Source organism: Catellatospora coxensis (assembly GCF_016862635.1).
In the GTDB taxonomy this organism is placed as follows: Bacteria; Actinomycetota; Actinomycetes; order Mycobacteriales; family Micromonosporaceae; genus Catellatospora; species Catellatospora coxensis.
In genome coordinates, this window is record NZ_BONI01000011.1 from 1 (window position 1) to 23,311 (window position 23,311).

General features: G+C 70.4%; 26 protein-coding genes. 15 read left to right on the top strand and 11 right to left on the bottom strand.

All coding sequences use genetic code 11. The features are described 5' to 3' along the window. Positions 1-160: 160 nt before the first annotated feature. Positions 161-775 (top strand): hypothetical protein, encoded by a 615-nt coding sequence (locus Cco03nite_RS08610; RefSeq protein WP_203690797.1) that lies wholly within the window; start codon positions 161-163, stop codon positions 773-775. An 84-nt stretch (positions 776-859) separates the two neighbouring features. Here Cco03nite_RS08610 and Cco03nite_RS08615 read toward each other — a convergent pair whose 3' ends face one another. After that, positions 860-1,240 (bottom strand): hypothetical protein, encoded by a 381-nt coding sequence (locus tag Cco03nite_RS08615; RefSeq protein ID WP_203690799.1) that lies wholly within the window; start codon positions 1,238-1,240, stop codon positions 860-862. An 84-nt stretch (positions 1,241-1,324) separates the two neighbouring features. Between Cco03nite_RS08615 and Cco03nite_RS08620 the strand changes: the two genes are divergently transcribed. Together Cco03nite_RS08620 and Cco03nite_RS08625 are read left to right on the top strand one after the other, a co-directional pair. Further along, entirely contained in the window at positions 1,325-1,630 is a 306-nt protein-coding gene (locus Cco03nite_RS08620) for a hypothetical protein (RefSeq protein WP_203690801.1), read from the top strand. Between the two features lie 130 nt (positions 1,631-1,760). Then, complete coding sequence (locus Cco03nite_RS08625; protein WP_203690803.1) at positions 1,761-2,249, top strand: hypothetical protein; 489 nt, start codon at positions 1,761-1,763, stop codon at positions 2,247-2,249. 23 nt (positions 2,250-2,272) lie between these two features. Here the strand turns inward: Cco03nite_RS08625 and Cco03nite_RS08630 are convergent, their stop codons facing one another. The 3 genes from Cco03nite_RS08630 to Cco03nite_RS08640 all read right to left on the bottom strand — a co-directional run bounded on the left by Cco03nite_RS08630 (position 2,273) and on the right by Cco03nite_RS08640 (position 4,249). Further along, entirely contained in the window at positions 2,273-3,196 is a 924-nt protein-coding gene (locus Cco03nite_RS08630) for a phosphotransferase family protein (protein WP_203690813.1), read from the bottom strand. A gap of 285 nt (positions 3,197-3,481) precedes the next feature. Further along, entirely contained in the window at positions 3,482-3,709 is a 228-nt protein-coding gene (locus tag Cco03nite_RS08635) for a hypothetical protein (RefSeq protein ID WP_203690815.1), read from the bottom strand. Positions 3,710-3,826: 117 nt separating this feature from the next. Then, a complete protein-coding gene (locus tag Cco03nite_RS08640; RefSeq protein ID WP_203690817.1) occupies positions 3,827-4,249 on the bottom strand; it encodes a DUF6188 family protein in 423 nt (140 codons plus the stop codon). Positions 4,250-4,505: 256 nt separating this feature from the next. Between Cco03nite_RS08640 and Cco03nite_RS08645 the strand changes: the two genes are divergently transcribed. The 7 genes from Cco03nite_RS08645 (at position 4,506) to Cco03nite_RS08675 (ending at position 10,773) form a co-directional block, all read left to right on the top strand. Continuing rightward, positions 4,506-5,375, top strand: a complete 870-nt coding sequence (locus Cco03nite_RS08645) for a septum formation family protein (RefSeq protein WP_203690819.1) — start codon at positions 4,506-4,508, stop codon at positions 5,373-5,375. A 150-nt stretch (positions 5,376-5,525) separates the two neighbouring features. Next, a complete protein-coding gene (locus Cco03nite_RS08650) occupies positions 5,526-6,362 on the top strand; it encodes a hypothetical protein (protein ID WP_203690821.1) in 837 nt (278 codons plus the stop codon). A gap of 135 nt (positions 6,363-6,497) precedes the next feature. Next, entirely contained in the window at positions 6,498-6,977 is a 480-nt protein-coding gene (locus Cco03nite_RS08655; protein ID WP_203690822.1) for an RICIN domain-containing protein, read from the top strand. A 188-nt stretch (positions 6,978-7,165) separates the two neighbouring features. Then, positions 7,166-7,837 carry a class I SAM-dependent methyltransferase gene (locus Cco03nite_RS08660; protein ID WP_203690824.1) on the top strand — a complete coding sequence of 224 codons (672 nt, stop codon included), beginning with the start codon at positions 7,166-7,168 and terminating at the stop codon, positions 7,835-7,837. Positions 7,838-7,841: 4 nt separating this feature from the next. Beyond that, complete coding sequence (locus Cco03nite_RS08665) at positions 7,842-8,429, top strand: hypothetical protein (protein ID WP_203690826.1); 588 nt, start codon at positions 7,842-7,844, stop codon at positions 8,427-8,429. Between the two features lie 365 nt (positions 8,430-8,794). Continuing rightward, positions 8,795-9,841 carry a TerC/Alx family metal homeostasis membrane protein gene (locus tag Cco03nite_RS08670; protein WP_203690834.1) on the top strand — a complete coding sequence of 349 codons (1,047 nt, stop codon included), beginning with the start codon at positions 8,795-8,797 and terminating at the stop codon, positions 9,839-9,841. A gap of 86 nt (positions 9,842-9,927) precedes the next feature. After that, entirely contained in the window at positions 9,928-10,773 is an 846-nt protein-coding gene (locus Cco03nite_RS08675) for a potassium channel family protein (RefSeq protein WP_203690836.1), read from the top strand. A 28-nt stretch (positions 10,774-10,801) separates the two neighbouring features. Here the strand turns inward: Cco03nite_RS08675 and Cco03nite_RS08680 are convergent, their stop codons facing one another. The 5 genes from Cco03nite_RS08680 to Cco03nite_RS08700 form a co-directional block, all read right to left on the bottom strand. Continuing rightward, positions 10,802-13,432, bottom strand: coding sequence for an MGH1-like glycoside hydrolase domain-containing protein (locus tag Cco03nite_RS08680; RefSeq protein WP_203690838.1), 2,631 nt, complete (start codon positions 13,430-13,432; stop codon positions 10,802-10,804). Between the two features lie 53 nt (positions 13,433-13,485). Then, positions 13,486-14,730, bottom strand: coding sequence for an EAL domain-containing protein (locus Cco03nite_RS08685; protein WP_203690840.1), 1,245 nt, complete (start codon positions 14,728-14,730; stop codon positions 13,486-13,488). Positions 14,731-14,819: 89 nt separating this feature from the next. After that, positions 14,820-15,848 (bottom strand): glutaminase A, encoded by a 1,029-nt coding sequence (glsA, locus tag Cco03nite_RS08690; RefSeq protein WP_239167221.1) that lies wholly within the window; start codon positions 15,846-15,848, stop codon positions 14,820-14,822. Between the two features lie 57 nt (positions 15,849-15,905). Beyond that, entirely contained in the window at positions 15,906-16,097 is a 192-nt protein-coding gene (locus Cco03nite_RS08695; protein ID WP_203690844.1) for a hypothetical protein, read from the bottom strand. 74 nt (positions 16,098-16,171) lie between these two features. Then, positions 16,172-16,315 carry a hypothetical protein gene (locus Cco03nite_RS08700; RefSeq protein WP_203690846.1) on the bottom strand — a complete coding sequence of 48 codons (144 nt, stop codon included), beginning with the start codon at positions 16,313-16,315 and terminating at the stop codon, positions 16,172-16,174. Positions 16,316-16,611: 296 nt separating this feature from the next. Here Cco03nite_RS08700 and Cco03nite_RS08705 point away from each other — a divergent pair, with 296 nt between their 5' ends. The 4 genes from Cco03nite_RS08705 (at position 16,612) to Cco03nite_RS08720 (ending at position 20,065) form a co-directional block, all read left to right on the top strand. Then, a complete protein-coding gene (locus Cco03nite_RS08705) occupies positions 16,612-18,099 on the top strand; it encodes an FAD-dependent oxidoreductase (protein WP_239167222.1) in 1,488 nt (495 codons plus the stop codon). A gap of 168 nt (positions 18,100-18,267) precedes the next feature. Further along, positions 18,268-18,978 carry a hypothetical protein gene (locus tag Cco03nite_RS08710; protein WP_203690848.1) on the top strand — a complete coding sequence of 237 codons (711 nt, stop codon included), beginning with the start codon at positions 18,268-18,270 and terminating at the stop codon, positions 18,976-18,978. Further along, the gene (locus Cco03nite_RS08715) at positions 18,975-19,421 is read left to right on the top strand and encodes a phage holin family protein (protein ID WP_203690850.1); all 447 of its coding nucleotides are present in this window, start codon (positions 18,975-18,977) and stop codon (positions 19,419-19,421) included. The genes Cco03nite_RS08710 and Cco03nite_RS08715 overlap by 4 nt, the downstream gene beginning before the upstream one ends. Beyond that, the gene (locus Cco03nite_RS08720; protein ID WP_203690852.1) at positions 19,418-20,065 is read left to right on the top strand and encodes a DUF3618 domain-containing protein; all 648 of its coding nucleotides are present in this window, start codon (positions 19,418-19,420) and stop codon (positions 20,063-20,065) included. Before Cco03nite_RS08715 ends, Cco03nite_RS08720 begins: the two co-directional genes overlap by 4 nt. 392 nt (positions 20,066-20,457) lie before the next feature. Here the strand turns inward: Cco03nite_RS08720 and Cco03nite_RS08725 are convergent, their stop codons facing one another. Then, complete coding sequence (locus Cco03nite_RS08725) at positions 20,458-21,291, bottom strand: SDR family oxidoreductase (protein ID WP_203690854.1); 834 nt, start codon at positions 21,289-21,291, stop codon at positions 20,458-20,460. Positions 21,292-21,461: 170 nt separating this feature from the next. On the opposite strand from Cco03nite_RS08725, the gene Cco03nite_RS08730 reads away from it, so the two are divergent. Further along, positions 21,462-22,922 (top strand): cryptochrome/photolyase family protein, encoded by a 1,461-nt coding sequence (locus Cco03nite_RS08730; protein ID WP_203690856.1) that lies wholly within the window; start codon positions 21,462-21,464, stop codon positions 22,920-22,922. 18 nt (positions 22,923-22,940) lie between these two features. Here Cco03nite_RS08730 and Cco03nite_RS08735 read toward each other — a convergent pair whose 3' ends face one another. Beyond that, a complete protein-coding gene (locus Cco03nite_RS08735) occupies positions 22,941-23,240 on the bottom strand; it encodes a DUF3040 domain-containing protein (protein WP_203690858.1) in 300 nt (99 codons plus the stop codon). Positions 23,241-23,311 lie beyond the last annotated feature (71 nt).

Consider the following 23,311-nt stretch of genomic DNA (forward strand, 5'->3'; position numbering starts at 1 on the left):
ACGGTCAGGCGAGCGAGCTGGCGGCGCTGGCTCACCTCCGACACGAATATCTGACCATCCCGTCGGCAGTCCGTACGATCGATCGCCGGCCAGGAACCGCAGTCGTCACCGTGCGTAGAGTGTCGGCATCGCCAGCAGAGCCAACGGGTAGGAGCCGACGGTGAAGATGGTCGAGCAGCTCATTCCCCGGACGGATGTCGCCTACCAGCGATGGCTGGCGTCGGTCACCGACGACGTCGTCGCCGATGCAGTGGTCATGTACTGCCTGGAGTCCTTGCCCGAGCGCAACACGACCTACGGAATCGGCGAGTGGCTCACGGGCTACCTCATGATCGGCCAGGAAGGCGATCGGGGATTCTTCCTCAGGCTCGACGGCGGCGGCAGCCCGGTGTTCTGTGCCGACCTGGGTGGACTCGGCGAGGTCGACCTCCATGTCGTTGCCCCCTCGTTCGAGGTGTGGCTGCGTTGCGGTTTCGCTCTGCCGGCCGACCCGGAGCCAGACCTGCCGCCGACCGCCGACGTCTATGTGGCTGGGATTCCGGTCGATGAAGTTCAGCTGCTGGTACGGGTAAGGAAGCTGCTGGGTGTGGATTGGCGGTTCGGGGATCTGAGGGGCCTGCTGGCCGCCCAACCGTTCCCGGCGGCGAGGTCGGTTCATCTGTACGCGCTGCTCCGCGACCTGGAACACGCCGCTGAGCTGCGGCCCTACCTGCTCTACGCCACCGACCACGGCCTAGAAGCGCTATGGCCGGCCGACGGCCCGGAAGGCCGGTGACCTGCACAAGTCAGGTATTCACCGCAGTCGACCGCCAGGAACCACCATTCGCCGGCGCTTGTCGCACGGATACCGCACGCAAGATCAGAGCGCGTCCGCGGTTCCGATCGGAGGCCTTGCCGCTTGCGCAGTCCGCACGATGCAGACGCCCTCATCGCGATGAGTCCAACCTCGGGCCGTGTACTGCCAGGTCGCCGGATCGGCCAGTGCCTCGGCCAGATCCTCCCGGCTCAACACCTCGAAGGTGCCGGCCACAACCAGCTCCGGTGAAAAGCGACGCGCCTCGACGACGCCCTGATCGACGAGCCCGAGCAACGCGTCCGCCAGCAGCGGAAGGCGGGACAGCTTGCCTTCCAGCTCCAGGTCGGTACGCCAGTCGTAAAGGACGCCAGGCAACAGGTCATGCTCGCTCGCATTGAGCAGGAGGCACTCCTCCTCATGGCTGGACTCGCCCGGCGTACGCACGGACAGATGGTGGCACGCGCCCTTGCCGGACCCCAAGCTGGGGCGACCCGAACCTTGAGTACAGCAGCGGCATAGGCTCGCTTCATGTTCTTCGAGATCATCGGCCGAGCAGCTCTTCCGGACTGTGTCGACCGGGACGACGTCGAGGACGCCATCACGGCTGCGCTCGGCTCGGATGGCGAAGTCACCGGGGCTGGAACCGGTGACGGTGGCTGGCATCTCGACGTAGAAGTCCACGCGGCAGGCGATCCGGCGCTGTCGGCAGCGACGATCGCAGGCACGCTGTGCCGCATGGACCTGGGGTGGGTTGCTGTTCGCCATGAGAGCTGGACAGACGCAGTGCCCGCCGCGCAGATCCGAGGCGCGGTTGAGGAACGTGCTGTTCCTTGACTCTCGGGGCATCCTCGGCTGAGGGATGCCCTGCGACATCGACGCAGGTTGCGCACCCGGTCGCCGGTGGCACGGTCTTGTCGCACGGCTGACGGTCCGCCGGAAAACCCGCCCATGGCATGATCGCCGGATGGAAATCATCCCTGGCGAGGGCGTGACCTTGGCAAAGGTAGGCGAGAGCCGGGACGAGGTTGAGCGTCGAGTGGGCGCGGCTGTGCATCCAGGCCGCGCGAGTCGAGCGGTCTACAACACCGCTCCCGCTCTTGTGCTGACCTATACGGCAGACGACACCGTCGAGGTGGTGGAGATCGCCTACTCCGGCGACGGAGGTGAGGAGGTCTACTTCGACGGCGTTCAACTGACCTATCGATTCCTGGAGGACGTCGTGGCCGACCTCGCCGCCAGGGGCTACGGCTACGAACCGATCGACATCGGGTACCGGGTCGAGCCCGGCTTCGCCATCTGGTCGATGGGATCCAGGTGGGCGCGGGACTTGGACCCGGACGCGGACGAAGATGATCCTCGCCAGGTCTGTGAAGGAGTATCCGTCGCCCCGTACGACTACTTCCGGCCGTTGACCGAGGAAGAGGTCGAAGCATACATCCGCAGCCTTCGCTAGCTTGCCGCGCCTCCTGGTCACTGTCAGCCGAGTAGCGACTCGAGCTCCGGTAGCCGGCCGAACAGGTCGGGCAGGCCGCGCACGCCGTCGCGCACGGACTGGTGTGACAGCGCGAGCTCGGGGCCGGTGCTCGCCTCGACACCGGCGAGGCACCGGAGCAGGTTCCACCTCACGTGGCCCAGCCAGCCGCCGACCATGTAAACGAACCAGCTCGGCCCCCACGGCGGCAGCACTCCCCCGCCCGCGACGTAGCCGTCCAGGACAGCGCGGAAGACGGCCGGCTCGATGCCGTCGAAGCCGCGCCCCTTCGCGAGGCTCAGCGCGGTCGAGCCGAGTTCCCCGGACAGGTCGAGCATCCCTGAGAGTTCCCAGTCGAGCACCACCGGCCGGCCCTCGCGGGAGAGCAGGTTCCACGGTTGGATGTCCTTGTGGGTCAGGACGACGGGCCCCGGCCGTTCGCAGGTGCCGACGAACTGGGCGATCGCGAGGAGCGTATCGACCTGGGCGGCTAGCTCGTCAGCCCACGGCTGGCCCGTCGCCACCGCCCGCGTGGCCAGCTCAGGCCAGTCCCGTGCGGTCGGCTCCTCGGTCGACAGGTCGGTCCACGCGACGTCGAGCCGGTGGATGCGCGCGAGGATCTCGCCGATCTCGAATGCGTACGCCGTCGACACCGGTTCTTCGGGCACCGTTTCTCCCTCGACCCATCGGTGTACGAGGGTGTCGTGGTCGGCCGAGACCGGCTCCGGCATCGGAATGCCTGCGGCGAAGGCCGCCCGCTCGAACCTGAACACGTCTTCGACGTGGTAGGTCCAGCGGCGATCGGCGAGGTTCAGCCCTTTCACCGCGAACGACCCTCGGTCGGTGTCGAGCCGGTACATCCGGTTTCCGTACCCACCGTGGACGCGGACCATCGGCCGGATCGGCGTGCCGAGACGGGAAAGATCCACCCGCGTATTCTAGGAGCCGACGGTTCATCGACGCACCGAACTTTCTGCGATGCATTCCGCGTACCGATCACCCCCTGGCCGACGTACGCCGTGAGCCATCGATCAGTCAGCTGTAGCCGGCTCGTCATCATGACGTCGGCGATCAGGTGATCGACCGTTTCGTTCGGTTCGACCGGAACGCCAGGTCAGCAGGGTTGATCGTGATGCCGGCCCGCTTGGTACGGCAGTCACGTTTCGTTGGCTGAGCTGGGTAGATGTTCGATTCCGCTGGCGCTGGCCCAGGTGTCAGAGGAGTCTGAAGCTCCGGTTGACCGCCGCCGAGGAGGAGCGGGGGCGCACCGTGGTGCCGTCGACTCGTTCAACGACGGGCACCGAGCCGTCCAGCCACAACGTGTCGCCCTGGCGCAGGAACAGCGCTTCCTCGAGAGTGATGGTCAGGCAGCTACGGCTGACCATGATCTCTCGGATCATGAGGTTCCTCGGGGCGACGATCCGGTCTCCGGACAGCTGCATGTGCTCATGTTTGCATCTCAGCAGGTTTCATGTCGACCGGCGCAGTGATCGAGTCGAGCAAGGTGTGCGCAGGGACGACCGCCGCCTGATCAACTATGATTCTTCGCTGTGTTTCTGTCACGGCCGAGGTAGCCAGACAGCGAGTTCGCCTCCCGGAAGACTCACCACCGACATACCACCGGGCCCACCGGCGGTCCACGCCTCGTAGTCTGAGTCAGGTGGGACCCGGAGCAGCCGTCCGCTGCTGAAGACAATGCGAAGCACCCCCGACTTGAACGCCACGGCGGAAAGTACGTCGGTGTTGAACACAGCGAGGCCGGCAGCCACGTCCTGGCGCTGCGGGTCCAAGGTGATCGTCTCCGGCCTCACCCCGGCGGCGGCCCAGCCCAACGTGGCCTTGCCCTCGATCCGCACCTGCCCGGCGTCGTCCAGTCGCAGGCTGAAGGCGTGGTCGACCAGAATCTGAGTCACGCGAAGACCACGAAACGGCAGAATCCAACGGTCATCGTGTTCTTCCAGGGCAAGCATCCGCTCGGTCACTTCGGCAGTGTGCCGGACGCCGAGGCGGCCCCTGCTGGCCGCCTCCGCCATGGCCGTCGTCATGCCGTCACCAGCGGCTTGACTCGCGACACCTCCGAACGCGAGTAGTCCGCGCGCACCCCGGTACAGGTCCGCAACGCACCGCCGCTCACGCAGAGTGACGAGAAGGTGCCGCTGCCCTAATGGCCGTTCGGCTGATCTGCCGCAATTCAAGATCGCATAGCATCTCGCAGGTTACGACCTGGGAGGAATGGCGATGCGGGGACGCCTCAAGGCCGGCATGGTGCTGGCAGCACTGCTGACGAATCTTGCGCTGACGGGCTGCGCGCCCGGACTGCCGAGCGAGGCGGACGGCGATCTCGTCGACGACTGGGCGGCGATGGCGGCGGTCACCGGCTGGGAGCCGAAGGTCGGTGAGTGCATGAGCGGCGTGCCCGTCGCGGTGGCGATGCGCTCCGCGCCGGTCGTGGACTGCGCCGAGCCGCACCACGGCGAGGTCGTGCACGTCGGGAAGTTCAGCATCGACAAGTACCCCGGTCCGACGGACAAGGCGGCGGCGCTGGTCGAGTGCGATGCCAAGGCCAAGGCGTACCTGGGCCGCGCGTGGGGTGACGCGCGGCTGGAACTGCGGGTCGCGACGCCGCGTACCGACACCTGGCAGAGCGGTGCCCGCTGGTTCCGCTGCGAGGTCAGCGAGATCAAGACCTTCGACCGGGACAACAGCTTCACCACCCGCACGGGCAGCCTGAAGGGCGCCGTTCCGGCCGCGCTGCTGTCGGGCTGCGTGGTGGTCCACGAGCAGGGCGACGACATCGCGCAGATGGAGGACGTGCCCTGCAACAAGCCGCACAACGCGGAGTACGTGGGTGTCTTCCGTGCCTCGGCTGCCACGCCGTACCCGACGTCCGAGCGGCAGTGGAACGCGATCCACAGCCAGTGCCAGGTGCTCAAGGGCAAATTCCTGGGCGTGAGCGCGGGCCAGGCCGAGTACTACGGCGGCATCGCCTCGGCCCGCAGCAAGTCGGACTGGGATGAGGGCGACCACGTCGTGCGCTGCGCCGTCTCGTGGAAGAAGAAGATCTCCAAGTCGGTCCGGGGCAGCAAGGGCAAGGGCATCCCGAACTGACGGCGTCGACCGGAGGCGCAGCTCGGCACTGCGCCTCCGGTCGTGACCGCGGTGCGGATCAGCAGGTGACGATCCGATCACTTCCACGTCCGGGCCACCCGGCGTGATCACGAACTGCCACCTAACCGGACCGACGGGAAAGAGGTCCTCATGCGCCGGGTCGTTTCGGTCGTCTGCGCAGCGCTCGCCACCGTCACTCTGGCAGGTTCACCGGCCTTGGCGCAGGTGGCCAGCTCGGACGTGGCGGTCGGGCTGGAGTCGACCAGGGTCACCTTGGCGACCCTCGATCCCAACGCGAACAGCATGTACAAGGGCGACACCGGCATCGGCTACGTGACGGTGGTGATCCGGTCCCACAACTACGGGCCGGAGAACACCACGGACACCTCCGTGGTGAAGGACATCACGGCGCCGCCCGGCACGGTATTTCGGCAGCTGGACGAGAAGTATTTCGCACAGTGGCCGGGCCTGTGCACGGTCGTGGTGCCGCACACCCGCGTACGATGCAAGGTCAACGGCTCGATGTGGCTGGACACCTACAACGGCGGCAGCGGCGGCCACACGACCGAGTACTACTTCGTGTTGAAGAAGAAGTGCGTCACGCCTGGCCGGTTCCGCCTGGACTACGCGGGCGACCCGAAGACGTCGAACAACTCGGTCTCCATCCCGCTGAAGGTGCCCGGCGTCACCGCCGCCGACTGCAAGCCCAAGCCGAAACCGTCCCCCACCCGGGCCGCGGCCAGCCCGAAGCCGGCCGCCCTGGCCAGCCCGTCGGCAGCCCTGGTCAGCGCCGCGGCGAGCCCGTCGGCGACCGAGCCGCTCGCCGTGTCCGCTGAACCCTCGCCACAGGCGGTCGCCCTCGCCTCGTCGAACGAGGAATCCTCCGGAAGCGGCCTGCTCATCGGCGTGGCCGGTGCACTGGTCGGCGCGGCCCTGCTGGCCGGATGGTGGCGGTACGCACGCCGCAAGCCGACCGAAACCGTGTGATCAGCGCGCGCCCCGGATCGCAGCTGCGGTCCGGGGCCTGATCTGTTCACTCGGCAGGCGTAATCTCCCGTGGGCCGACCGTCGGATCATCGACCGTCGCTGGCGTCGTCTCGCGACCGGTCCGACCCTGCGGACATGCAGAAAACATTCAGCAAGTGGATCGTCGCAGCGGTGGTCGCGCTGATGGCCGTGGTGATGACGCCCAGCATGGCGTCGGCCGGCCAGGGATGGAATCGGCTGATCCAGAACCAGTGGTCCCGCAAGTGCCTGGAGATCAGCTACGGGTCGACGGCCGACTTCGCGCCGGCCGGCCAGTACTACTGCTACGGCGGTCCGGTCGAGCAATGGAACTACGACACGCAGACCGGCTGGGTGGTCAACGTCAACAGCCGCAAGTGCCTGGAGGTGCCCTGGTCGAACGGGAACAACTACGTGCAGCTCGGGCAGTACGCCTGCCACGGCGGCAGCAACCAGCTCTGGACGTTCAACCCCAACAACGGGCTGATCGCCAACCGGCTGACCGGCAAGTGCATCGAGGTCTTCAGCACCGCCGACTTCGCCGGGGTCTACCAGAACACGTGCAGCGGCGCGCCCGGTCAGAAGTGGTGGTGGTAACCGCCTGGCGGGCGATCATTCCGTAGCGCCCGCGGGAGACGCCCATGGGAGTCGTCGGTGGTGCGGCCGTCGGCTCCCGCTATGCGTCGTGCCCCCGGCTTCTTCGACCACGCCGATCGCGTCTGGATCAGGCATGCTCTGAGCGAACGGGGCCGCTTCCTCGCGGTGTCCTGCCTAGGCTCGGTCGCATGGGGACAGGGACGACAGCCGCGTACGACGCGCATGCCGACTGGTACAACGACTTCATGTCACCCGCCGCGGGCGACTACCTGCGCCGGGTGCACGCCACGCTCACCGACCTGCTCGGCCCCGGCGACGGCTTCTGCCTCGACGTCTGCTGCGGCACCGGCGCCCACGCGCCCGCCGTCGCCGACCTCGGCTGGACCCCGGTCGGCGTCGACCTGTCCGCCGGGCAGCTGCGCCACGCGATGCACCGGCTGCCGGTCGCGGTCGCCGACGCCGCGGCGCTGCCGTTCGGCGACGCCTCGCTACCCGCCGCGGTATGCGTGCTGTCCAGCACCGACGTGCCCGACTACGCCGCGGTGGTCCGCGACATCGGGCGGGTGCTGCGGCCCGGCGGCCGGTTCGTGCACCTGGGCGTGCACCCGTGCTTCATCGGCGCGTTCGCCGACTGGAGCGGCAGGCCACGCGTCGTCGTCGACGAACGCTACGCCGAGCGCGAGCACACGTTCGAGACCTGGAACCCGCACGGTGTTCGCGCCCGCGTGGGCGGCTGGCACATCCCGCTCGCCGAGCTGCTCAACGCCGCCATGGCGGCCGGCCTGCGCCTGAATCGGGTCACCGAGGCCGGTGGCGGACCGGTCCCGGACCTGTTCGGTTTCGTCGCTGTGAAACCGTGAGCGGGTGGGATTCGGATACAAGACCTCCTGGATAGCCGTACGCGACGGGGCTGCCGCGGAGGTCGCGACAGCGCTCGGTCTCGGCCAGGTCGTGCCGATGTCGTGGGACGAGGGCACCGACCGCGCCTATGACCAGGGTGTTTACGTCAGCGCCCCGGTGTCGGGCTGGGTCCTGGCCCACGGCCGGGACCTGGGCCTGGACGGCGACCACGCTGACTTCCTGCCCCGGCTCGCCGACCTCAGCCGGGCGCTGGGCGAGGTCTGCTTCTTCGGCACTCACCGGGTCTCGGAGTACCACGCGTGGGCGCTCTGCCGGGACGGGCACGTGCGACGCGCGTACTGCATCGGCGACGGCCAGGTGCACCAGTTCCACGGCCCGGTCAGCGAGATCGAGCAGGCCCTCGGTGTCGGCACCATGCCGTTCCCCGACGACCCCGGCGCGCTCGGCGACAGCGAGTGGTCGGCCTGGTGGGCCGCCGCGCCGTCGGAGGATCACGTGATGCTGGTCGCCGGGGCGTGGAGTCTCAACCCGCTCGACATCCACGACGTCCCGGACCCGGGCCTGTACGCGTCGGCCCGGCGCGTGGGCTGACCGGATTCAACGGTGCCGCAGGCGCCCGTCGCCAGGTCCGCGGTATGGCGGGCTCATCAGTGCCAGCCCTGCGACGATCGCGCACGCCAGCAGCAACATCGTGAGCACGAATTCGATCATCGTCGGCGCCTCCCTCGCAACGCCTGCCCTTCTCCACGATCACCCGTGCGCCCGGCCCCGGCAAGCACACCCGCACCACCCGTCACCCTCAGCGAATTCACAGGTCGGGGCGGTATCGTGACGCCTTGAGGGGAGTACCTCGACAGACCGCTCCGGTCATTACGGCCGGCCGCCCGGCCCCGGACGGTCGCTCGCGCTTCGCGCGGGTGAGGGAGACCTCAGACGCACACGTCTGGAGTCTCGTCATGCTCGTCGACACCTCTGCCGCTCCCCTGTCCACGATCGGCACGCCGTGGCTGTGGGCGGCGACCGTCCTGGTGCTGCTCGGCCTGCTGGCCGTCGACTTCGCGATCACCCGCAGACCGCACGCGGTGCGGATGCGCGAGGCGGTCGGCTGGACCGTGTTCTACCTCGCGCTGCCGGTCGCGTTCGGCTTCTTCGTGTGGTGGCGCTTCGGCGGCACCCCGGCCGTCGAGTTCTTCACCGGATACGTGGTCGAGAAGTCCCTGTCGGTCGACAACCTGTTCGTGTTCATGCTGCTGCTGGCCGCGTTCGCGGTCCCGGCGCAGCTCGCGCAGCGGGTGCTGCTGTACGGCATCGTCGGCGCGCTGGTCCTGCGGGCGGTGTTCATCGCCGCGGGCGCGGCGGTGCTGCAGACCGGCACCTGGGCGTTCCTGCTGTTCGGCGGCGTCCTGCTGATCACCGCGGCGAAGGTGCTGCGGGACGCGATGCGCGGCGGCCAGCACGCCATCGACATCGACAAGATGCGCAGCGTACGGCTGCTGCGCCGGTTCATGCCGGTGACCGACGAGTACCACGGCTCGCGCCTGACCGTGCGCCGCGCCGGCGTGCGCGCCCTGACCCCGATGGCGCTGGTCGTGGCCGCGGTGTTCATGACCGACGTGGTGTTCGCCGTCGACTCGGTGCCCGCCGTGTACGGCGTCACCGAGGACCCGTACCTGGTCTTCGCCACCAACGCGTTCGCGCTGCTGGGCCTGCGTGCCCTGTACTTCGTGCTGCACAACGCGCTGAGCAGCCTGCGCTACCTCAACCACGGCCTGGCGCTGATCCTGGCGTTCATCGGCGTCAAGCTGGTGCTGCACTGGGCGCACGGGGTATGGCCGGCGCTGCCCGAGGTGCCGACGGTGCTGTCGCTGGCCGTCATCATCGGCGTGCTGCTGACCGTCACCCTCGCCAGCCTGGCCGCCAACCGCCGCGACGCCCGGGTGCTCGCCGCGGCGGCTCGGGACGACGTCGGCTCGGCCACGGAGGCCCCCGCCCTGCGGCGGTGACCGCCGGCCTGCTTGCGCCGCAACACGCTGCGGCGGAAGCAGGCGGTTGCGGGGTTCGGCGGCCGGCGAGCGGCAGGATCGTCGGTGTGAACACGACCGATGGGGGCGGCGTCGAAGCGGTCCCGGCGCGCGGACAGCCACGGAGCGCGGCAGCCGCGGCGAAGCTGGCGGAGTACGACCGCCGGGTCCGGATCCCGATCATCCTGTCCGCGGTGCTGCCGCTGATCATCGTTCCCGAGCAGGGCAACTGGGTCGCGGTCGTGGTCGGCGTCGTCTCGTGGCTGGTGTTCGCCGTCGACTTCTTCGTCCACCAGCGGCTGCTGGTCGGCTATCTGGGCACCCACCTGGGCAAGTTCGACCTCGCGATCGTGCTGCTGACCGCGCCGTGGTTCCTGGTGTCCGGGGCGCAGGGCGCCGGCATCGTGGTGGTCCTCCGCCTGGCCAGGCTCGGCCGGCTCCTGATCGCCACCAAGGGCGTCCGGCGGCTGTTCGCCCGCCTGGGCCGGGTCGCGCTGGTCGCCGGATCGGTCCTGTTCGTGGGCGCGGCCATGGCCTACTACGCCGAACGCCCGACGAACCCGGAGTTCGCGACGTTCGGCGACTCGCTCTGGTGGGCGATCGTCACCCTGACCACCGTCGGGTACGGCGACATCGTGCCCATCACCACCGCCGGCCGGGTCGACGGGGCAGCGATCATGATCATGGGTGTGGCCCTGCTCGGCCTGCTCGCCGGTTCGCTGGCCAGCTTCTTCGGGCTGCAACCGCAGCAGGCGGACAACGGCGACACCACCCCCGACGCTGCGGTACTGGCCGAACTGGCTCACCTGCGCGCCGAGGTGAAGGAGCTGACGGGCCTGCGCGAGCAGCTCGCCGTGCTCACCCGTCACCTCGCCGCGAAGCCCGAGACCCCACCGGACGCCGACGCCGGCTGATCCACTCAACGCGCGAGAGTAGTGCCCCCTAGCGCTGCCGCCGGTCCGCACGGCCCAGGATCAGGTCGGCGACCAGCGCGGTCCAGCCGGTCTGGTGTGAGGCGCCCAGGCCCGCGCCGTTGTCGCCGTGGAAGTACTCCGGGTAGATCAGGCGGTCGCGCCAGTCGGGGTGGGTCTGCAGGACCTCGGTGCCGCCGTACAGCGCCCGGCGTCCGTCCTGGCCGCGCAGGAAGATGCCGATGATCCGCTCGGACACGTCGGCGGCGATCCGGTTGAGGCCGTGGTGGGTTCCCGAACCGGTCGGGTACTCGAACGTCGCCGACTCCCCCAGGAAGTCGCCGAACTGGTGCAGCGCGCTGATCAGCAGGTAGTTCACCGGCATCCAGACCGGGCCGCGCCAGTTGGAGTTGCCGCCGAACGCGCCGGTCCGGGACTCGGCCGGTTCGTAGCCGACGCTGAACGGCCGGCCGCCGAGGTCGACGACGAACGGTTCGGCGGCGTGCACGCGCGAGATGCTGCGCAGGCCGTACGGGCTGAGGAACTCGGCCTCGTCGAGCATCCGGGACACCAGCGGTCCGAGCTGGTCCATGGTCACCATCGACAGCAGGCGGCGGCGCTCGCCCGACGGGCTGGTGCGATGCTCGCCGACGACCGCGGCGTAGGCGGGTTTGTGCGCCAGGAACCAGTTGACCCGTTCGACGAGTTCGGTGAGCCGGCCGAAGGTGCCCTCGCGCCAGGTCACGGTCGCCACCAGCGGGATCAGGCCGACGATCGAGAACACTCGCATCGGGATCGGGGGGCCGCCACCGACCCGGACCGTGTCGCAGTAGAAGCCGTCCTTGTCGCTCCACAGCGACTGGGCCGAGGCGGAGATGTAGGCGAAGTGCTCGAAGTACTTCGTCGCCACGTCCTGGTAGCTGGGGTTTCGCACGGCGAGGCGGACGGCGATCTCCAGCAGGTTCGCGGCGTACATCGCCATCCAGCCGGTGCCGTCGGACTGCTCCAGCCGGCCGTCGACGGGCAGCGGCGCGGACCGGTCGAACGGGCCGATGTTGTCCAGGCCGAGGAATCCGCCTTCGAAGACGTTGCTGCCGTCGGCGTCCTTGCGGTTGACCCACCAGTTGAAGTTCAGCATCAGCCGGTGCATGATCCGTTCGAGGAAGTCGAAGTCACGGCCGCCGTCGAGGTCGAACACGCGCAGCGCCGCCCACGCGTGCACGGGCGGGTTGACGTCGCCGAACGCCCATTCGTACGCCGGGATGCGCCCGTCGGGGTGCATGTACCAGTCGCGGGTGAGCAGGAGCAGCTGCTGTTTGGCGAACACCGGGTCGACGCGGGCGATGGCGACGCAGTGGAACGCGAGGTCCCAGGCCGCGAACCACGGGTACTCCCACGGGTCGGGCATGGAGATGACGTCCGCGGCGGCCAGGTGCCACCAGTCGCGGTTGCGCCCGTGCAGCCGGTCGGCGGGCGGGGCGACGGTGGTGCGGTCCCCGGCCAGCCACTGGCCGACGTCGTAGCGGTAGAACTGCTTGCCCCACATCAGCCCGGCGATCGCGCCGCGTACGACGCGGGCCTCCTCGTCGGTCGTCCCGGCCGGGACCAGGTCGGCGAAGTACGCGTCGGCCTCGGCCCGCCGGTCGGCCAGGACGGTCGTGAATCCGGCGCCGAGGTCGGTGGACGACTCGGCCGGCCGCGCCAGCCGGAGCCGGATCTGGCGGGACTCGCCCGCCGGCACGTCGAGCACGTAGTGCAGCGCCGCCTTCGTGCCGGTCATCGCCGGGTTGACCGTGGCCGCGCCGTGGACGACGTGGTCGTTGATGCCGTCCTTCGGGTACGCCGAGCGGCCCGACACGTTCCACAGCCGCCGCGTGTTGGTCTCGTTGTCGCAGAACAGGGCGGTCGGCGTGCCGTCGCCGACCAGCTCGATCGTGCCCAGTTCGGCGTGCTCGGCGGTGAGGTGCCCGCCCTGGCCGGTGATCGTGGGGACGTCGTCGTGGCCGGGCCGGCCCCAGGCCCAGGTGTTGCGGAACCACAGCGTGGGCAGGACGTGGAGGGTCGCCGGGTCGGGTCCGCGGTTGGCGACGGTCACCACGACGCACAGGTCGGTCGGGGACGCCTTGGCGTAATCGGCGGTGACCGACCAGTACCGGTCGTCGGCGAATACCCCGGTGTCGAGCAGCTCGAACTCCGGCTCGTGCCGGCCGCGGCGCGCGTTGACCTCGACCAGTTCGGAGTACGGGAACGCCGCCTGCGGATAGTGGTAGCGCCAGCTCATGTGGGAGTGGGTGGGGGTGGAGTCCTCGTACCACCAGTACTCCTTGACGTCCTCGCCGTGGTTGCCCTCGGGGCCGGTGAGGCCGAACATGCGTTCCTTGAGGATCGGGTCCTGGCCGTTCCAGAGCGCGAGGGCGAAGCAGAAGTGCTGCCCGTCGTCGCAGATGCCGGCCATGCCGTCTTCGTTCCAGCGGTAGGTCCGGGACCGGGCGTGGTCGTGCGGGAAGTACGTCCACGCTTCGCCGGTCGCGCTGTAGTCCTCGCGCACCGTGCCCCAGGCGCGTTCGGACAGGTACGGCCCCCAGGCCCGCCAGGGCAGTTCACCGGAGTCGGCCTGTGCCAGCCGGCGCTTCTCCGGGCACACGTCAGATTCAGCCACCATCTGCCCATCATCGGGATCGGAGTGGCGCGGGCAGGCCGGTTTCGCGCTTTTGCTCAAACTCCCCGCCCGGGCTCATCGACCGAAAGCGAGGTCAGCCTGCCGACGAGTGCGTGAAGCGCCTCGATCACGATCCTGCGGTCGTAGGTCAGCACGGCGTCGTACAGGTCCGGTTCCGCGCGGCGGGCGAGCACCGCGGCGGCGAAGTGGCTGCCCACCGCGACCAGGGCACGTTCGCCCTGGACCGGATCCGAGTCGGGCAGCGGGACGACGTGCACACCGGCTCCCAGCGGAGCGGCCGAGGCCTGGCCGAACACGACCACGGCGATCCCCCGCTTCGCGATGTGGCTGTATGTCAGCCACGTCTGCTCGTCTAAGGGCGTGGTGGCGGGGACGGCGGCATACAGCACCCGGACCGCGTCGGTGTGCAGGGCCATCTCCTCCAGCAGCGCCCACAGCGGTGTGAGCATCTGCGGGCTCATCGGCAGCGTCGGGGCACGGCCACGGATCGCCGAGAACGGCGTCGAGGCGCTGGGCGGGTACGGGGCGACCCGGGGTATGGGATCGGCCGACAGGTCCACCGCTGCCGGCAGCCGCGCCGGCCGGCCGAACAGCCAGCCCTGGCCGAGCGTCGCGCCCATGGCACGGGCCGCGGCAAGGTGCTCGGGAGTCTCGATGCCCTCGCAGAGCACCGCGGCACCGGTGGCTTGTGCCTCCATCTGCACAGAGTTGATGACGAATGTCTGCGCCCACGACGGGCCCGCGCACTGCGTGACACTTCGGTCGAGCTTGATCACATCAGGGGCGAGAACCGAGATCATGTTCAGGCTGAACGGGTCGACGCCCACGTCGTCGACGGCGATCCGGCCGCCCTGCTGCCGGAATGTCGTGACTCCACGCAGGATGGCAGCGGGATCACCACCCCGGCGTTCGGTGATCTCGATGATCAGGTCCAGCTCACGCAACGCCCGCTGGTAGGTGGGCAGCAAGTCGATGGGGCAGGGCGTCCCGAAAGTCGCCGGATCCACATTCACGAACACGGGAACGTGGCGAAGATCTGTATCGAGTACCAGCGCGCACGCGTTGACGCCGCAGATCCAATCAAGCTCGGCGGTCACGCCGCGCCGGGCGGCTTCGGCGAACAGCGACGTGGGCGACTCGTAGCGCGTTCCGTGGGGACCACGGGCCAATGCTTCGAGCCCCACCGCCCGCCCGTCACGCAGCGAGACTATCGGCTGAAAAACTGGACTGACTGCGCGGGCGGCGAGCAAGGCGTCGAAATCGTCTCTGACCGACGACATCCGGTCTCCCGAGAACCCGTGCGAATGCACGCAAGTTCGGTCAATTATAACGTATAGGTCTCATAGGCGTGCAGCTTCGCCAAAACGCACTATCCGCCAGGGGATACGGCCGCGTCGGAGGCGAAGATGTTGAGCCCCAGCGCCCTGGACAGGTGCGCGGTGGCGAGCTGCCCGCGCACGCTGTTGCCGGCCGGGTCCAGGCGCGGGGCGTACGTGCCGATGCCGGCCTTGCCGGGTGAGACGGCCATGATGCCGCCGGCGACGCCGGATTTGCCGGGCAGGCCGATGTCGAACAGCCACTCGCCGGAGCGTTCGTAGAGGCCGCTGGTGGCGAGCACGGCGAGGGTGTCGCGGCACACGGTCGCGGAGACGACCCGGCGTCCGGTGACGGGGTTGACGCCGCCGTCGGCGAGGGTCGCCGCCATCACGGCGAGGTCCTTGGCGGTGACCAGCAGCGAGCACTGCCTGGTGTAGACGTCGACCGCGTCGAGGGGGTCGGTGTCGATGCGCCGGTAGCTCTCCAGCAGCCGGGCGATGGCCCGGTTGCGCTGGTTGGTGGCCGTCTCGGAGCGGTAGACCTCGTCGTCGAGCGCGAGGGCCCGGCCGGCGAACGCCGACAGGCCGGTCTGGATCGCTTCCCACCGCTCCCCCGGTGTGCTGCCGGGCATCAGCGCGGTGGCGGCGATGGCGCCCGCGTTGACCATCGGGTTCATCGGATGGCCGTCGTTGAGCTCGATCGCGATGACCGAATCGAAGGCCAGGCCGGTGTTGTTGACGCCGATGCGGGCCATGACCTGCTCGTGGCCGAAGTTCTGGCAGACCAGGGCGTACACGAACGCCTTGGAGATCGACTGGATGGAGAACGCGACGTCGACGTCGCCGACGGCGTGCAGCCCGCCGTCGACCTGGGCGACGGCGACCCCGAACAGGTCCGGGTCCGCCTGGGCCAGTGCCGGGATGTAGTCGGCGACCGCGCCGCCGGTGCCGCGCAGCGCGAACCGGTAGGCGTCGTCGACGAGCACGTCGACCTGGTCCCAGCCGGGCAACGCGCCGGTCGAGGCGCGTTGGCCGATCTCCTCCAGTCCCACGATCACCGGATCGCCCCTCAGCCGACTCACGCGACGCATTGAGCCTAAGCAGCTCAGAGCGCACTTTGGCGCGATCCGGTGATCGTGTCAGGCGGCCTCGTCCCGATCGGCGCTGTCGTCGGCGTCCTGATCGAGCGCTTGGCTCGGCGTCGGCTCGACGAACATTCCGGGTGTCTGCCCCAGTTGCTGGCGGCGGCGCAGTTCCTCGGCGGGCAGCGGGGTCTCTACCGCATCGGCCGGTTCGCGGTGCTCCGCCGGCGCTTGACGCTGCTCACTCATGGTCTTCTCCTCGGCGGGTCGGATGGTCGATACGCACCGGATCGTTCCCGGTGTTCCACCACGCCAAACTCCGGTCAGCGCGCCACCAGCAGTGCTTGCGGGGCCGCCGCCTTGAGCCGGGTCGTCAGCCACGCCTGCTGGATCTTGGTCTCGGGCTGGCAGGTCGCGATCACGGCGATCAGTTCGTGGTCGCGCCACGCCTGCGCGGCCTGGCACACCACCGTCCATTAGCCAGGTGCATCACGCACCACCTTTCGGCGGCGGCGGGCCGGCCGGGGCCGACGCCGTGTTTACGGGAGCCGGCGCGGGTCCAGCGCCGGGCGCCAGCCGGGTGAGGCGTACGGCGGCGAGTTTGAACTGCGGTTGTTTGGAGACGGGGTCCCAGACGTCTCGGTGAGCTAGGCGTTCTCATTCCCGCCACAGCGGTCCGAAACGGCTTCGGCCATGCGTTGGCCGGCCTGCAGGGCGCACGCCGTGCGTGTGTTTGCCTCGGCGGCCGCGGGGGTAGCCCGGGATGATGGTGGACGAAATCGGCTCGTTCTGGATGCGATCGACGCAACGCACCAGTTACCCGGCGGCCACCGCCACCGAAGCCGACGTGGTCGTCGTCGGCGGCGGCATCGCCGGACTGTGCACCGCCTGGAGCCTGGCCCGGCAAGGGCGGCGCGTGGTGGTTCTCGAGGCGGGACGGATCGCCGAAGCGTCGACCGGCAACACCACCGCGAAGGTCACGGCGCTGCACGGCGCCGTCTACGCCGACCTGGGCACCGAGAACGCCAGGTGGTACGGGCAGTCGCAGCTCGCCGGACTCGCGGCGCTGCGGGCCGCGGCCGACGCCCTGGCGATCGACTGCGACTGGGAACAGCGTGACGCCTACACCTACGCCGTCACCGACGACGGCGCGGACCGGCTGCGCGAGGAGGCCGCCGCGGCGGCCGAGGCCGGGCTGCCCGCCGAGTTCGTGACCGGCACCGCGCTGCCCTACCCCGTCACCGGGGCCGTCCGGGTGGGCGGGCAGGCCCAGTTCCACCCCCGCCGCTTCCTGCTCGCGCTGGCCGCCGACCTGGCGCGCCTGGGCGGCCGGATCTTCGAACACAGCCGCGTCACCGAGTTCGCCGACGGCCAGGTCACCCTCGCGTCGGGTCTGGTGCTACGCGCCGCCGACGTGGTCGTCACCACCGGCTATCCGGTGCTCGACCGGCCCGAGCTGTACACGCGGCTGGTCCCCAAGCGCGAACTCGTCATCGCCGCGCCGATACCGGCCGGGTCCGACCCGCACGGCATGTTCCTGGGCGTGGACGACGACCGGTCGGTGCGCACGGCTCCGCTGCCGGACGGCGGCCGCCTGCTCATCGTCACCGGTGAGACGTACCAACCCGGAGAGGCCGACGTCGACCGGCGCTATGCCGCGCTGCTGGCCTGGGCGCAGGAGCGGTTCGGCATCAGCGAGGCCGACTACCGGTGGTCGGCGCAGGACTACACGACCACCGACGGGCTGCCGTTCATCGGCCGCTTCCCGGGACACCGACACCTGTGGGTGGCGACCGGCTTCCACGGCTGGGGCATGACCAACTCGATGGTCGCGGCGACAGCGCTGACCGGCCGCATCCTCGGCACGGCGGCCCCCGACTGGGCCGACCTGTACGACCCGCACCGGCTGCACCCGTTCGCCGAAGCGCCCGGCCTGGTCAAGGCGGCCGCGTCGGTGGCCAAGAACCTCGTCGGCGCGCGTTTCACCAAGCCCGACCGGACCGTCGAGGAGCTGGCCCCCGGACAGGGCGCCGTCGTACGGGCCGACGGGAAACGCTGCGCCGCCTACCGCGACGACGCCGGGCAGGTGCACGCCGTCGAGGCGAGCTGCACCCACCTCGGCTGCATCGTCGGGTTCAACGACGCCGAACGCACCTGGGAATGTCCCTGCCACGGCTCGCGCTTCGACGTCGACGGCACGGTGCTGCAAGGCCCCGCCCTCAAGCCGCTGCCCCGGATCGACCTGCGCTGACGCGGCCGTCCCGCTGACCCGCGATTAACTCGCGATCCGCACGTGCAGATGTGTTTCGCCTGGTCCTGAAGGGGAACGGCCACCCTGCGGGAGTCATTCGCGGCCCCGAGCAAGACACCAACACGACGGCGTGACGGTCGCGGCTCCCGCTCAGGTGGAGGGGGAGACATGAGCGAGCAGTACGAGCAGACGGCCGCGACCGGCATCGGCTCGCCCGAGCCGGGCGGCATCACGATGCCCGGGCAGACGCAGCCGAGCATCGCGCCGACGGGGATCGGCCCGAGCGAACCGGCCTCCGGCGGGCCGGACACGGCCACGGCCACGGCCGGGCAGGTGACCAAGACCGCGACCGAGCAGGTCCAGCAGGTCGCGCAGGAGACCGGTTCGCAGGTCCGCAGCCTGGTCGACACCGCGACCCACGAACTGCGCGACCAGGCCGGAACCCAGCAGCAGCGGATCGCCGGCGGACTGCACACCATCGCCGACGACCTGTCGTCGATGTGCCAGGGCAACGGGTCCGACCGGATGGCCGGGCAGCTGATGCAGCAGGTCTCCGCGGGAGCCCACCGCACAGCCGACTGGCTGGAGCACCGGGAGCCCGGCAAGGTGCTGGACGAGGTGCGCGATTACGCGCGCCGGCACCCGGGCACCTTCCTGCTCGGCGCCCTCGCCGCAGGCCTGGTGGTGGGTCGGCTGACCCGCAACATCGCCTCGGCGCCCCGCGGCGCGAACGAAGCCGCGCTGCCGCCGGCCGCACCGATGCAGTCAAGGCTTCCGATGGAGCGGGCCGGCGACCGTCCCGCCCGGGTCACGCCGGACGAGCTGGCTTACACCGGCGCGGGCGGCCGCTACGAGCAGGAGAGCGAGGTGTCCCGATGAGGACTGAGCCGCTGCGCGGCGACCTGGGCAGCGGGCCCGCGGGGGCGACACAGCCGTCGATCGGCGAGCTGCTCGGCGAGATCAGCACGGACCTGTCCACGCTGATGCGGCAGGAGCTGGACCTGGCCAAGGCCGAGCTGCGGGATGAGGGTTCCAAGGCGGGCAAGGCGGCCGGCATGTTCGCGGCCGCCGCGCTGGCGGCATACCTGGTGGTGCTGTTCCTGTCGCTGGCGCTGTGGCGGCTGCTGTCCGCGGCGATGGACCCCGGTTGGGCGGCGGTGCTGGTCGCCGTGCTGTGGGGCATCGTCGGCGCGGTCCTGTACGCCGCCGGGCGGTCGCGCCTGCGGACGATGCGGGCGCCGCTGACGCAGACCGCGGAGACGGTCAAGCAGGTGCCCTCGGCACTGCGCGGGCACACCGACGGGGGGAGGAACCCATCATGAGCACCGACACCGAACAGATCCGCCGCGACATCGAGCGCACCCGCGAGGACCTGCGCTACGACGTCGACGCGCTCACCGACCGGGTCAGCCCGGCACGGGTCGTCGGCCGGCGGGTGGACCGGATGCGCGACGCCGCGCACTCGGTACGCGAAAAGATCATGGGAACGGTGCAGCACCCGGCGGACACCGGTGGCTCGGCTGTATCCGCCCTGGCCGACAAGGCCTCGTCGGCGGCCGGATCGGTCGGCGACGCGGCCGGCGCGGCCCAGCAGCGGGTGCTGTCCAGCACCCAGGGCAGCCCGCTGGCTGCCGGGCTGATCGCCTTCGGCATCGGCGTGATCGTGTCGTCGCTGCTGCCGGCGACCGAACCGGAGCAGCAGCTGGCGGCGCAGGTCAAGGAGAAGGTGTCTGAGCACTCCGAGGAGCTGCGCGAGCAGGCCGCAGAGGTGGCCGGCGAGGTCAAGGAGCACCTGCGCGAGCCGGTGCAGCAGGCCGTCGAGTCGGTCACCTCGACCGTCGGCGACGCGGCCTCGACGGTACGCGAGCAGGCGTCGCCCGGATCGAGCTCCGGTTCGAGCCCCGGCCCCGGCTCCGGTCCCGCCGCGGGCACGACGGGCACGGGTTTCGGGTCGACGAGCGGCTAGGTGGCACGGAGCCTGTCGGCGGCGCCGGCGTCCATCTGGATGCCGGCGCGGCCGCAGCTTTCAGCGCAGCCGCGGCAGGCGCTGCGAGTGGTCGAGGACCGGCCGGAACAGCTGTCAGGTACGGCAGCACCGTCGGCGCGATCTCCGCGGCGTAGCGCAGCAGATCCCGCTTGGTCACCGGCGGCTCGCCGCGCCGGGCGGGGAACAGCACTTTGCGCAGGTTGGTGACCCGCAGCTCGCGGCCGAACACGTGCCACCGGCCGCCGTCGCGCAGCGCGTCCAGCTCGGCGAACTCGTCGGCGCTCACTTCGACGGCAGGCGCGGGCAGCCCGTCGCGTCTCGCGGCGGGCCGCCTGCGTCTCGTCGCTGTCGCCATGGCGCGCGGCCGGGGCTCAGAGAATCGGTTTTCCGCCGGTCACCGGGATCATCGCGCCCGAGATGTAGCTCGCCTCGTCGGAGGCCAGCAGCACGAACACCGGGGCGACCTCCTTGGGCTCGCCGGGTCGGCCCAGCGGGGTGTTCTTGCCGAACTCCGCGACGTGCTCCGGCGGCATCGTCGACGGGATCAGCGGCGTCCAGATCGGGCCGGGTGCGACGCTGTTGACCCGGATCTTTCGATCGCCGAGCAGCTGGGCCAGTCCCGCGGTGAAGTTCGCGATGGCGCCCTTGGTCGTCGCGTACGGCAGCAGGGTCGGGCGGGGCATGTCGGAGTTGACCGAGGCCGTGTTGATGATCGAAGCGCCCTCCCCCAGGTGCGGCAGCGCGGCCTTGACCAGGCGGAACATCGCGGTGATGTTCAGGTCGAAGGTGTGCTGCCACTCCTCGTCGGCGATCTCCTCCACGGTCTCGTGCGTCATCTGGTAAGCGGCGTTGTTGACCAGGACGTCCAGCCCGCCGAGTTCGCGCACCGCGGTGTCGATCAGGGCCTCGCACTCCTCGCGGCGGGACAGGTCGCCCGGGACGAGCACGGCCTTGCGCCCGGCCTCCTCGACCAGCTTGGCGGTGTCGCGGGCGTCGTCGTGCTCGTCCAGGTAGCCGATGACCACGTCGGCGCCCTCGCGCGCGAACGCGATCGCGGTGGCCCGCCCGATGCCGCTGTCGGCGCCGGTGATCACCGTACGTTTGCCCTGCAGGCGGCCGCAGCCACGGTAGCTGTCCTCGCCGTGGTCGGGTTTGCGGCGCATGGCCTGCAGGGTGCCCGGAGGCTGCTGCTGCGGCTCGGACATGGTGACCACCTCGATCCCCGGGCCCCGTGAACGGTGGCCCGTCGCTGTCTTCCGGTGCTACGTGCCCAGCCCCGGTCCGGCCGAAACGCCCCCGGGATCCGTGGGCGGCCGGCGGGGCGGCCCGCCGTGAAATGCGGCCGTTCGCCGCGTCGGGCGCGGACAATGGCAGCATGCGCCGCTGGCTGTTCGCCGATCAGCTGGGACCGCATTTCCTCGACGCACCCGACCAGCCGGTGCTGCTCATCGAGTCCAAGGCGGTGTTCCGCCGCCGCGCGTTCCACCGGCAGAAGGCGCACCTGATCCTGTCGGCGCTACGCCACCGCGCCGCCGAACTCGGCGAGCAGGCGCGGCACCTGTGCACCGAGACCTACCGCGAAGCGCTGGCACAGGTCCGCGAACCGCTCGACGCCTGCCATCCCACCTCCCGTGCCGCCCGGCGGCTGCTACACGCGACAGGCGTCACCGTGCACGGGCCGCGCGGCTTCGTGACCAGCCCCGCCCAGTTCACCGCCTGGGCCGACGGCCGGCGCAGGCTGCGCCTGGAGGACTTCTACCGCCACGCCCGGGTCTTGCACGACGTGCTCATGGACGGCGACGAACCCGCCGGCGGCCGGTGGAACCTCGACGCCGACAACCGCGAGCCGCCCCCGGCCGGCGGCCGCCTCGACGTGCCGGCGCCGCCGCTGCCGGTCGAGGACGACATCGACGCGCAGGTCCGCGCCGACCTGGACCGCTGGCAGGACGAGGGCATCGTGTTCACCGGACGCGACGGCCCGCGGCTGTTCCCCGTCACGCACGCCGAGGCCGCCGCGCGGCTGCGCCACTTCGTCGACCACCGGCTGGCGGCTTTCGGCCCGTACGAGGACGCCATGCTCGCCGGCGACCCGTGGCTGGCGCACAGCATGCTGTCCGCGCCGCTCAACCTTGGCCTGCTCGACCCGCTCGACGCCGTGCGCCGCGCCGAGGCCGCCTACCGGGCCGGGCGGGTCCCGCTGGCCAGCGCGGAGGGCTTCGTCCGGCAGCTCATCGGCTGGCGGGACTACATCTGGCACCTGTACTGGCAGCTCGGGGAGCAGTACCGCGACAGCAACAAGCTCGCCGCCCGCCGCGCGCTGCCGCGCTGGTTCGCCGACCTCGACGCCGACGCCGTGCAGGCGCGCTGTTTGTCCGACGTGCTCGCCGGGGTGCGCGATCGGGGCTGGGTGCACCACATCCCGCGGCTGATGGTGCTGGGCAACTACGCGCTGCAGCGCGGCTGGCAGCCGGCGGAGCTGGCCGGGTGGTTCCACCGCAACTTCGTCGACGGCTACGAGTGGGTGATGACGGCCAACGTCGTCGGCATGAGTCAGTACGCCGACGCGGGCACCATCACCACCAAGCCGTACGCGGCCGGCGGCGCCTACGTCAACCGGATGAGCGACTACTGCGGCGGCTGCCCGTACGACCCGCGCCGGCGGCTCGGCGAGGACGCCTGCCCGTATACCGCCGGGTACTGGGCGTTTCTGGACCGCAACCGGCAACGGCTGCACGGCAACATGCGGCTTGCCCAGCCGCTGCGCCAGCTCGACCGGCTGGCCGACCTCGACGCCGTCGCCGAGCAGGAGCGCCGCCGCGGCTCCCGCGCGCCCTGACCGGGCGCGACGCCGGCGTCATCCGCCGCGGCCGGGCGGCAGCCGTCCGCGTAGCCCCAGCTGCACGAACGCGCTCGCGGCGAGCATGAACAGCATCAGCACGGCGGCGTAGGCGATGCCCGCGACCAGTGCCACGACGATCGACACGGCGAGCCCGACCAGAACGGCGATGGTCCACCACAGCAGCGGTCGCCGGTCGTCCGGTTCGTCGGGCGGTGGCCCGTGGTCGCTCATCGACGTCGCGAAGTCCGGGTCGTCGCGGGCGAGCTGCTGTTCTATCTCCCGCAGCCGCCGGCGCTCGTTCGGAGTGAGTGCCACGGCCACCTCCCGCAGATCCCGAAGGCCGCCGGCGCGTGTGTCGACCGTCTGTGCTGAGGGATGTGACGTTT

Bases quoted from the DNA above. Each gene is read 5' to 3' on its own strand.
- Cco03nite_RS08620 (WP_203690801.1), top strand. From the start codon at position 1,325: ATGTTCTTCGAGATCATCGGCCGAGCAGCTCTTCCGGACTGTGTCGAC.
- Cco03nite_RS08625 (WP_203690803.1), top strand. From the start codon at position 1,761: ATGGAAATCATCCCTGGCGAGGGCGTGACCTTGGCAAAGGTAGGCGAG.
- Cco03nite_RS08635 (WP_203690815.1), bottom strand. From the start codon at position 3,709: ATGCAGCTGTCCGGAGACCGGATCGTCGCCCCGAGGAACCTCATGATC.
- Cco03nite_RS08645 (WP_203690819.1), top strand. From the start codon at position 4,506: ATGCGGGGACGCCTCAAGGCCGGCATGGTGCTGGCAGCACTGCTGACG.
- Cco03nite_RS08650 (WP_203690821.1), top strand. From the start codon at position 5,526: ATGCGCCGGGTCGTTTCGGTCGTCTGCGCAGCGCTCGCCACCGTCACT.
- Cco03nite_RS08655 (WP_203690822.1), top strand. From the start codon at position 6,498: ATGCAGAAAACATTCAGCAAGTGGATCGTCGCAGCGGTGGTCGCGCTG.
- Cco03nite_RS08660 (WP_203690824.1), top strand. From the start codon at position 7,166: ATGGGGACAGGGACGACAGCCGCGTACGACGCGCATGCCGACTGGTAC.
- Cco03nite_RS08670 (WP_203690834.1), top strand. From the start codon at position 8,795: ATGCTCGTCGACACCTCTGCCGCTCCCCTGTCCACGATCGGCACGCCG.
- Cco03nite_RS08680 (WP_203690838.1), bottom strand. From the start codon at position 13,432: ATGGTGGCTGAATCTGACGTGTGCCCGGAGAAGCGCCGGCTGGCACAG.
- Cco03nite_RS08685 (WP_203690840.1), bottom strand. From the start codon at position 14,730: ATGTCGTCGGTCAGAGACGATTTCGACGCCTTGCTCGCCGCCCGCGCA.
- Cco03nite_RS08695 (WP_203690844.1), bottom strand. From the start codon at position 16,097: ATGAGTGAGCAGCGTCAAGCGCCGGCGGAGCACCGCGAACCGGCCGAT.
- Cco03nite_RS08705 (WP_239167222.1), top strand. From the start codon at position 16,612: ATGATGGTGGACGAAATCGGCTCGTTCTGGATGCGATCGACGCAACGC.
- Cco03nite_RS08710 (WP_203690848.1), top strand. From the start codon at position 18,268: ATGAGCGAGCAGTACGAGCAGACGGCCGCGACCGGCATCGGCTCGCCC.
- Cco03nite_RS08715 (WP_203690850.1), top strand. From the start codon at position 18,975: ATGAGGACTGAGCCGCTGCGCGGCGACCTGGGCAGCGGGCCCGCGGGG.
- Cco03nite_RS08720 (WP_203690852.1), top strand. From the start codon at position 19,418: ATGAGCACCGACACCGAACAGATCCGCCGCGACATCGAGCGCACCCGC.
- Cco03nite_RS08725 (WP_203690854.1), bottom strand. From the start codon at position 21,291: ATGTCCGAGCCGCAGCAGCAGCCTCCGGGCACCCTGCAGGCCATGCGC.
- Cco03nite_RS08730 (WP_203690856.1), top strand. From the start codon at position 21,462: ATGCGCCGCTGGCTGTTCGCCGATCAGCTGGGACCGCATTTCCTCGAC.